This window comes from Variovorax sp. GW531-E2 (assembly GCF_059423125.1).
In genome coordinates, this window is the sequence record NZ_JBWKXQ010000035.1 from 58,935 (window position 1) to 68,902 (window position 9,968).

General features: G+C 69.7%; 8 protein-coding genes. All 8 read left to right on the forward strand.

Features of this window, described 5'->3' with window-relative positions:
* A partial coding sequence (locus AC07XP_RS20115; protein ID WP_495265661.1) for a tandem-95 repeat protein occupies positions 1-3,274 on the forward strand: 3,274 nt, incomplete at its 5' end.
* A gap of 61 nt (positions 3,275-3,335) precedes the next feature.
* The gene (locus AC07XP_RS20120) at positions 3,336-4,670 is read left to right on the forward strand and encodes a TolC family outer membrane protein (RefSeq protein ID WP_495265662.1); all 1,335 of its coding nucleotides are present in this window, start codon (positions 3,336-3,338) and stop codon (positions 4,668-4,670) included.
* Positions 4,667-6,859 carry a type I secretion system permease/ATPase gene (locus AC07XP_RS20125; protein WP_495265663.1) on the forward strand — a complete coding sequence of 731 codons (2,193 nt, stop codon included), beginning with the start codon at positions 4,667-4,669 and terminating at the stop codon, positions 6,857-6,859. Before AC07XP_RS20120 ends, AC07XP_RS20125 begins: the two co-directional genes overlap by 4 nt.
* Entirely contained in the window at positions 6,856-8,103 is a 1,248-nt protein-coding gene (locus tag AC07XP_RS20130) for a beta-barrel domain-containing protein (RefSeq protein ID WP_495265664.1), read from the forward strand. The genes AC07XP_RS20125 and AC07XP_RS20130 overlap by 4 nt, the downstream gene beginning before the upstream one ends.
* 67 nt (positions 8,104-8,170) lie before the next feature.
* A complete protein-coding gene (gene bamE / locus AC07XP_RS20135) occupies positions 8,171-8,614 on the forward strand; it encodes an outer membrane protein assembly factor BamE domain-containing protein (protein WP_062479197.1) in 444 nt (147 codons plus the stop codon).
* Positions 8,615-8,637: 23 nt separating this feature from the next.
* Complete coding sequence (locus AC07XP_RS20140; protein WP_492736436.1) at positions 8,638-9,027, forward strand: hypothetical protein; 390 nt, start codon at positions 8,638-8,640, stop codon at positions 9,025-9,027.
* A gap of 105 nt (positions 9,028-9,132) precedes the next feature.
* Positions 9,133-9,303, forward strand: a complete 171-nt coding sequence (locus tag AC07XP_RS20145) for a hypothetical protein (RefSeq protein ID WP_157627413.1) — start codon at positions 9,133-9,135, stop codon at positions 9,301-9,303.
* Positions 9,304-9,700: 397 nt separating this feature from the next.
* Positions 9,701-9,968: hypothetical protein (locus AC07XP_RS20150; protein WP_495265665.1), on the forward strand; the 268-nt coding region annotated here is incomplete at its 3' end.

Genomic DNA, 9,968 nt, shown 5'->3' on the forward strand with positions numbered 1-9,968 from the left:
CACGTTGACCTACACCAAGGGCAGCGACCCCGCGAACGGCACGGTCACGGTCAACGCGGACGGCTCCTACACCTACACCCCGAACGCCAACTTCAACGGCACCGACAGCTTCACCGTCACGGTGAGCGACGGCCACGGCGGCACGACGACCAGCACGGTCACCGTGACGATCGACCCCGTCAACGACGCCCCCGTGTTCGTCGACGGCGGCGGCACGCCGGTGGACACGGCCACTGGCTACGTTTTCGGCTACGACGAGAACCGCCCCGCAGGCACCGTGCTTGGCACAGTCCAGGCGACCGACATCGACAGCGCGAACGTCACCTACAGCATCCTCTCGGGCAACGACAACGGCTACTTCGCCATCAACCCCGCCACGGGCGAGATCAGCCTCACGCCGGCAGGCGCAGCAGCCTTCGTCAACGACTACGAAGCAGGCGCCAACGCGCACGCGCTGGTGATCGGCGCGACCGATGGCACGGCCACGACCACCATCCCCGTCACGCTCAACGAGCAGGACGTCAACGACGCGCCGACGGTGCCCAACTACACCCAGACGACGGACGAAGACACGCCCGTCAGCGGTCAAGTGGTTGGCAGCGACGTCGACGGCGACACGCTGACCTACGCCAAGGGCAGCGACCCATCGCACGGCACGGTCACCGTCAACGCTGACGGCACCTACACGTACACGCCCAATGCCGACTTCAACGGAACCGACAGCTTCACCGTCACGGTCAGCGACGGCCACGGCGGCACGACCACCAGCACGGTGAACGTGACCATCAACCCCGTCAACGACGCCCCCGTGTTCGTCGACGGCGGCGGCACGCCGGTGGACTCAGCCACCGGCTACGTCTTCGGCTACGACGAGAACCGCACTGCGGGCACCGTGCTGGGCACGGTCCGCGCCACCGACATCGACAGCGCAACCGTCAACTACAGCATCCTCTCGGGCAACGACAACGGCTACTTCGCCATCGATCCGCTCACGGGCGCGATCAGCCTCACGCCGGCAGGCGCTGCAGCCTTCGTCAACGACTACGAAGCTGGCGCCAACGCGCACGCGCTGGTGGTCGGTGCGAGCGACGGCACCGTCACGACGAACATCCCCGTCACGCTCAACGAGCAGAACGTCAACGAGGAGCCGACGGCGCCCGACGACACCAAGACCACGGACGAAGACACGCCGGTCAGCGGGCAGATCGTCGGCAGCGACGTCGACGGCGACACGCTCACTTACACCAAGGGCAGCAACCCGTCGAACGGCACGGTGACGGTGAACCCCAACGGCACCTACACCTACGTTCCCAACGCCAACTTCAACGGCACCGACAGCTTCACCGTCACGGTGAGCGACGGCCACGGCGGCACGACCACCAGCACGGTGACCGTGACCGTCAACCCGGTGAACGACCCGCCGACGGCCACGGCGACCGACGCCGGCATCGTCTCCGAAGGCAGCCTGCCCGGCGGCATTGCTGCGGTGGGCGAGCCGTCGGTGCAATCGACCGGCAAGATCTCCATCGCGGACCCCGACAGCCTGGCGGGCGACCTGTCGGTGTCGCTCAGCGGCCCGGCCGGCGTCACCTCCGGCGGCCAGCCGGTGTCGTGGACCTGGGACGCGGGCACGCACACGCTCACGGGCAGCGTCACCGTCGACGGCGTCACCACCGAGGTGATGACCGTGGCCGTGGGCAACGTCAGCGCCACGGGCGCGGGGCAGTTCGAGGCGGGCTACACCGTCACGCTGAAGGCGCCGATCGACCACCCGACGGGCAACGGCGAGGGCGTGTCGAACCTGCACTTCGAGGCCGTGGTGAGCGATGGCCAGCTCAGCGGCGCGCCAGTGGGCTTCAACGTGCCGGTCAAGGACGATGCGCCGGTGCTCGTGAACGGCGAGCAGTCCGTCGACGTGGCGCCGATCAACACGAACCTGATGGTGATCCTGGACCTTTCCGGGAGCATGAACGAGGAAACGCCGACGCGGCTCTCCCGTGCGAAGGCGGCCGTCCAGAACCTGATCGACGGCTACGACCTGTACGGCGAAGTCCGGGTGCAGCTTGTCACCTTCAGCACGACCGGGCAGGCGCAGCAGGCCTGGATGACGGCGGCCGAGGCCAAGGCGTTGGTGCAGACCCTGCTGCACGGGGGCAGCACCAACTACGACGCGGCCCTGGCTACGGCGATGAGCGGTTTCTCGGCCGGAGGCAAGCTGCAGGGGGCCCAGAACGTGTCTTACTTCCTCACGGACGGCGAGCCGACGCGGGGCGATGGCGACACAGGGCAGTTGTCGAACAGCAGCAGCAGCGGTTCGGCCGACTACGGTATCCAGGCGGCGGAAGAAGCGATCTGGAAGACCTTCCTCACCAACAACAAGATCAACTCGTTCGCACTGGGTCTCGGGTCCGACCTCTTGCCCGCGGCGCAGGGCATCATCGACCCCATCGCCTACAACGGCAACACCGGCACGAACACCAACGGCAAGATCGTCACCGACACGAGCCAGCTGAACGACATGCTGCAAGGCACGATCAGCGTGCCGCCCACGGTCAGCAACCTGCTGACCGGCGGCCTCGGCGGTTCGTCGGGCTTCGGAGCCGACGGCGGCCATGTGTCCACGCTGACCATCGACGGCACCACCTACACCTTCAACAGCGTCACGGGTGGGATGACGAAGACCGGCCCGGCCACCAGCAGCGACTACAGCTACAACCAGGCGACGCACCAGGTCACCATTGCCACCGACAAGGGCGGCAAGCTGGTGGTGGACTTCGACACGGGCGAGTTCAGCTACCAGGTGGCACCGCGCACCACCACCTCGCACAACTACGACGAGACCCTCAGCTACCAGGTGGTCGACCGCGACGGCGATGCGAGCAACGTGGCCACGCAGACGCTGCACGTCAACTACACGCCTGCAGCGGGGGCGGCAGCGCTCTTCACCTCGGCCGACTCGCTGGGCCTGGCCGGCGTCGATGAAGTCACGGTGTCGATCGAGCAGCAAGAGCAGCACGATGCGCCGCATTTCCCCTTCGGCGACGGCCTGGCGTGGGGAGGGCTGCAGCTGTCCGACATGCTGCAGGGCTTCGGCGCCGCCGAGTCGCTGCATGCGCTGCTGCAGGCCGCGTTCCCACCGGCCTTCGGTGGCACGCAGGCGTCTCCCACGGTGCTGTCGCTGGCGTCGTCGGCCGATTCGCTCGCGGCCTACGCACCGCCCGTGGCGCCATCGCTCGACGACGAGCTTCACATGGGCCTCGCGCTTCACCACTGACCGACCGGTGTGCCGGCGCCGCTTGCGGCGGCGGCACCTGGTGGTCTGCACGTCTTCACGCATGCTTGCTTCCCGTCATCTTTCGTCTGCTGCCGCGGGCCTTTTCTTCCTGCTCGCCGGATCGGCGGCGCTTGCGCAAGCGAGCACCGCCGCCCCGCTGGGCATGGCCGAGGCCGTGCGCCTGGCCGCCACCTCGCACCCGACCGTGCGCAACGCCGTCGGCCAGGCGCTGCAGGCGGGCGAGGGCATTGCGGCCGCGCGCTCGGGCTACTACCCGCAGGTCAGCGCCGGCGTCAGCGCACGCACGGGCAACCGCCAGCTGCAGGCCGACGGTCGCCGCCAGGTGCACCAGGCCTCGCTGTCGGTGACCCAGCTGCTGTACGACTTCGGCAAGGTGTCGAGCGCCGTGAGCGAAGCCGAAGCCTCGGCCACGGCCGCGCGCGCCAAGCTGCTGGTGGCGGTCGACGACGTGGTGCGCGACACCGCGCAGGCATGGATCGAAGTGCATCGCCAGCAGGCGCTCGGCGAAATCGCGCAGGCCCAGGTGAAGGGCGTGCAGTCGCTGGCCGGCCTCGTGGGCGAGCGCCAGGCCAAGGGCGCCACCAGCCAGTCCGACGTGGCGCAGGCGCAGTCGCGCCTGGAAGCCGCGCGCGCCCAGCAACTCAACACCGCGTCGCAGGCCGAGCGCTGGCGCCTGAACCTCATGCACCTGACCCAGGGCCGCGCGCCGGCCGACATCGCCGGCGAAGCGCCTGCGCCGCTCGCGAGCGCCTGCGCCGCGTTGCCGCAGACGGCCTTGCCTGCACCGACCGTGCAGATGGCGCAGGCCGAGCGCGACATGGCGCAGGCCGCGTTGCGCGGTGCCGATGCGCAGCTTCTGCCCACGCTGTCGCTCAACGCCGCCGTCAACCGGGGGCTCGAATCGGGCGCGCGGCCCGCCGGCCAGTCGGCCAACGAAAGCACGTTCACCGTCAACTTCACCGCGCCGCTGTACGAAGGCGGGCGCAGCCAGGCCCGTCAGCGCGCCGCCGCGCACGCCGTCGAGGCGGCCGAGGCCGCGCTGGGCTATGCCGAACTCAGCGTGCGCCAGCGCCTCGAAGACGCGCGCGTGCAATCGCAAGGCCACGCGCTGCGCCTGCCCGTGCTCGCCGCGCGCGTGCACAGCACGCAGCGCACGCGCGACCTGTACCGCGAGCAGTACCTGCAGCTGGGCACGCGCTCGCTGCTCGACCTGCTCAATGCCGAGCAGGAGTTCCACGGCGCGCGCTTCGAGCAGGCCGAGAGCACGCACGAAGTGCAGCGGCTCGCGGTCGAGTGCCTGTACCAGTCGGGCCGCCTGCGCGAGGCCTTCGGGCTGGTCGATGCGGGCGAGCTCGTCGCCGGAGGCCAGCCATGACCGCCACCACCATGCCCGAGCTTTCTGCCGCGCGCGGCCCCGAGCTGCTCGCCGGCTGGGTCGACGCCGTGCTCGCCGTGGCCGCCCACTACCACCTCGACACCTCGCGCGAGCGCATCCGCGGCGCCGCCGCATGGAGCGACCATGAAGACATCGGCGAGCGCGTGCGCCAGATGGCCCGGCAGGCCGGGCTCACCGTGCGCCAGGTCGCGCCGCGCCTGGACACCCTGAGCCCCTGGCGCCTGCCCGTGGTGCTGCAGCTGCGCGACGGGCAGGTGGCCGTGGTCACCGCCATCTCGGCGCAGGGCCTGCGCGTGATGCTCGGTGGCGACCAGGGTGCGGAAACCGTCTGCACCGTGGACGAGCTGCAACCCGCGCTCGAAGCCATGGCCGTGCTGCGGCCCGCGCAATCGGCGCCCGACTCGCGCGTGGACGCCTACATCCGCCCGGTGGAGCCGCACTGGCTGCGCCAGATCGTGCTGGCCGACTGGCGGCCGTACGCGCACATCCTCGTTGCGTCGCTGGCCTACAACCTCATGGCGCTGGCCGGCACGCTGTTCTCGATGCAGGTGTACGACCGCGTCGTGCCCGCGCAGTCGCTGCCCACGCTGCATGTGCTGTTCGGCGGCGTGCTGCTGTCGATCGCGTTCAGCTGGGTCATGCGCGGCGCGCGCATGCGCATCACCGACGTGGTGGGCAAGCGCGCCGACCTGCGCATTTCAGACCGCGTGTTCGGCCACGCGCTGCGCGTGCGCGGCTCGGCCCGCCCGCGCGCCACCGGCACCTTCATCTCGCAGCTGCGCGAGCTGGAGCCCGTGCGCGAAATGCTCACATCGACCACCGTGGCGGCCGTGGCCGACCTGCCGTTCTTCTTCGTGTTCTGCGTGCTCTTCTGGTTCATTGCCGGCTGGCTCGTGCTGGTGCCGCTGGCCGCGTGCGTGCTGCTGATCGTGCCCAGCCTGCTGGCCCAGCCGCGCCTGCGCGCGCTGGCCCAGACGGGCATGCGCGAGTCGTCGCTGCGCAACGCCATGCTGGTCGAGGCCGTGCAGGGCATCGACGACATCAAGGGCCTGCAGGCCGAGCCGCGCTTCCAGAACCAGTGGAACCACTACAACGCCGTCAACGCCGACTCGGGCCTGCAACTGCGCGCGCTGCTCAACACCCTGAGCAACTGGACCCAGACCGTGCAGGGCGCCGCCTTCGCCTTCGTCGTGTTCTTCGGCGCGCCGCTGGTGATGGACGGCCACATGAGCACCGGCGTGCTCGTGGCCGCATCGATCCTGTCGACCCGCATGCTCGCGCCGCTGGCCGGCGTGACGCAGGTGCTCAACCGCTGGCAGCAGGCCAAGGTGGCCGGCGAGGCGCTCGACCAGCTCATGAAGCTCCCGGTTGACCACCCGCCCCACGAGACCCGCGTGCACCGGCCGGCCGTGCAGGGCGACTACGCGCTGCGCGACGCCGTCTTCAGTCACGACGGCCAGACCACCGCGCTGCACGTGAAGGCGCTGCACATCGGCGCCGGCGAACGCATTGCCGTGCTCGGGCGCAACGGCGCGGGCAAGTCGACGCTGCTGCAGGCGCTGTCGGGCCTCATCGAGCCGCGCGCGGGCAGCGTGCTGCTCGACGGCGTGTCGATGGCGCACATCGACCCCGCCGACGTGCGCCGCGACGTCGGCCTGCTCGCGCAAGACGCGCGCCTGTTCCACGGCACCCTGCGCGAGAACCTGCAGATGGGTACGCCCCACGCCACCGATGCCGAACTGGTGGCGGCCCTGCAGGCCACCGGCGCCTGGGCCTTCGTGCGCCGCCTGCCCACCGGGCTGGACCATCCGCTGCTCGAAGGCGGGCGCGGCCTCTCGGGCGGACAGCGCCAGAGCCTGCTGCTCGCGCGGCTCATGCTGCGCCGCCCCGGCGTGCTGCTGCTCGACGAGCCCACCGCCTCGCTCGACGAAGTGGCCGAACGCGAAGTGATCGAACAGCTGCGCGCGCTGCCCGCCGGCCGCACGCTGGTGCTGGCCACGCACCGCCCGGCCGTGCTCGAGGCGGTCGACCGCATCCTCGTGGTGGACGGCGGCGCCGTCGTGCTCGACGGCCCGCGTGAGCAGGTGATGGCGCGGCTGCGCCAGGGCGCGGTCGCCTCGCGCGAGGCGATGGCCTCCGCAGGCCGCAGCAAGGAGGGGCAGGCATGAATGCCGTGACATTGACCAAGGCGCAGGTGCAAGCCGCCGCGCAGGCACCGGCCGTATCCACCGCCACCGTGTGGGGCCCCGGCGGCGCCGACGACTTCGACGAAGCCCGCGCCAGCGGCTCCGCGCGCGTCGTGTGGTTCATTGCGCTCTTTCTGCTCGCCTTCTTCGTGTGGGCCTGGGTCTTCGAGATCGACGAAGTGTCCAGCGGCATGGGCAAGGTGATTCCCAGCTCGCGCGAGCAGCGCATCCAGTCGCTCGAAGGCGGCATCCTGGCCGAGCTGCGTGTGCACGAAGGCCAGATCGTCGAGAAGGGCCAGGTGCTTGCGCAACTCGACCCCACGCGCGGCGAATCGAACGTGGAAGAAACCGCCGCGCGCTACCGCGCCGCCCTGGCCAGCAGCGTGCGCCTGCGCGCCGAGGTGCAAGGGCAGGGCAGCCTGCAGTTCCCCGCCGAGCTGAAGGCCTACGCCCAACTGGTCGATTCCGAAAGCGCGCTCTTCCGCTCGCGCCAGGGCAGCCTGCGCGACACCGTGTCCGGCCTGGGCCAGGCGCTTTCGCTCGTGCGCAAGGAGCTCGACATCACGCGCTCGCTGCAGGTGAGCGGCGCGGCCAGCAACGTCGAGCTCATCCGCCTGCAACGCCAGGCCGCCGACCTGGAGCTGAAGATCGCCGAGGCGCGTGCCAACTACATGGTGCGCAGCCGCGAAGAGCTGGCCAAGGCCGATGCCGAGGTCAAGTCGTTGTCGTCCGTGGTGCGCGGGCGCGCCGACTCGCTCGAGCGGCTCACCCTGAGCTCGCCCGTGCGCGGCATCGTCAAGAGCTTGCAGGTCACCACCATCGGCGGCGTCGTGCCGCCCAACGGCTCGCTGCTGACGCTTGTGCCGCTGGACGACCAGCTGCTGGTCGAGGCGCGTATCTCCCCGCGCGACATCGCCTTCATGCGGCCCGGGCAGGAGGCGCAGATCAAGATCACCGCCTACGACTACGCCGTGTACGGCGGCCTCAAGGGCCGCGTGGTGACCATCGCGCCCGACACCCAGCGCGACGAGGTCAAGCCCGAGATCGTGTACTACCCCGTGCTCGTGCGCACCGACTCCGACGCACTCACCGACAAGGCCGGCCGCCGCATGCCTATCGTGCCCGGCATGGTGACCACCGCCGACATCCGCACCGGCCGCAAGACCGTGTGGGACTACCTGACCAAGCCGCTGAACAAGGCGCGCGAAGCCATGCGCGAGCGCTGACCCGCGCGCGCGCTCATTTCCCCACGAAACCCATCCGACACCCATCCGACCCAAGAGGACGCTAGCCATGAAAACCACCCCGCACGCATCCCCCGCCGCTGCCGCCTTCGTGCTCGCCGCCGCGCTGCTCGGCGCCGCCGCTCCTGCGGTGGCCCGCGACAACCCCGTGGACCCCGTGAGCAACCCCGACAAGCTCGACTACCGCGACGTCGAGGCGCGCCGCCCCGACTTCAAGGAGCCCTTTCTGCGCGACGGCGTCGTGTCGCGGCCGGAGCGCTTTCGCGAGATCAAGCCCGGCCTCAACCAGGCCCAGGTGCTCGCCGTGCTCGGACAGGCGCTGAAGCAGCAGCGCGGCGCGCTCGGCACCGAGTGGGACTACCACTTCAAGTTCCAGATGCCCCAGTCGGCCAACTACCTCGTGTGCCAGTACAAGGTCGTGTTCGACGACAGCCAGGCCGTGCGCAGCGCCGTGTGGCGCCGCCGCCAATGCCTGGACCTGCTGCCGCGCTGAGCCGCAACGCCGGCCCGCAGCCCATGCCTCGCGATTCCAAGCGCGCGTCCCGTCCCTACGAGGCCTTCGTGTACGGCAACTCCGCCGACGAGCCCACGCGGCTGGCCGAGCGTTGCCTGGAGGTGATCGAGGGCACGCTGAAAAGCGTCGACCGCGTCGTGGCCTGCCTGCGTGCGGCCGAGCTGGAACACGGCATCGGCATCGCGGCCATGACGCGCGCACAGATCGCCGACGCCGCCGAATGGCACCGCGCCAAGCTGCAGGGCCTGCTGGCCGTGAAGCTGCAGCTCACCAACCGCGGCGGCGACATCCACCTGGTGGACGACTTGCACCTGGTCGTGCGGCTCAAGTCGCGCCTTACTGCGCCCGGCGGCTTTCTGCCGGAGCTGTACCACCTCATGCCCCATGGCTGACGTGGACGACGCGGCCTTCGCGGTGGATGCGGTCCGCGGCGTGGGGCTTTGTCTTCTTCCGGCGTTGAACGACGACGCCCGCACGGCCGCCCCGGGAGTCGCGCCGTGATCCGCCGCACCAAGCGCTTTCGCAAGAACCTCTACCGGTTGAGCGACGTGGCGCTGTGGCTGCTCCTTGCGCTCTTCCTTGCGCTGGCGGCCGACGCGCTGCCGGCCCGAGGTGTCAGCCAGGACCACCACGACAGCGAAGCCGAGCGCGCCACGCACGCGCACTAGCTGGCGGCCGGCCCCGCACCGAGTCTTGCTTCGCTCCGCCTCCGGTAAAGCAGAAAAACCGGGGCACCTCAGATATCTCGTCGATTCGAGAAATCGTCGACGAATTCTTTTCTCTTGCGCGGCTTCGCTTCTCTACAGTGAATGCCCCCGCGACAAGACGGCCCGCTGTAGCGGCCGACGAACCCCGTGAAAGGAACGCCTTCTTCCCAGACATTCATTGATTGATCGATCGATTGATTCGTGCGAGCGAATGAACCGCCTTGCCTCACGGCGGGTGTCGATGCCTCTTTGTGAAGCGGCGACACGAATGTGAGGCACAAAAGGCGACGGCCAGGGTGCGTGAACACCCTGACCGTCTGACCAAGAGACGTGCAATACCTTAGAAGGAGCACAACAAATGGCTGATCGAATTATGGCCGGGCGTTCTACGCCCCAATCTCCCCGCCGCACACGCGGCGCGACACCTTCGTCCACCCCCACGGGCGAAGACGCCCGAGACCTCCTCGAAATCAAACTGGCCCAGCTGAACTCCCTGCTGTGGTGCTGCTACGGCGACGGCAACGGGTGGTTCGAGGAAGCCGGGGAGAAACACCGGGATCACATGCTGTGGATCGCGGTGGATCTGGCTAGGGAGGCGGAGAGGTTGTTGGGGGAGAGTGGGAGGG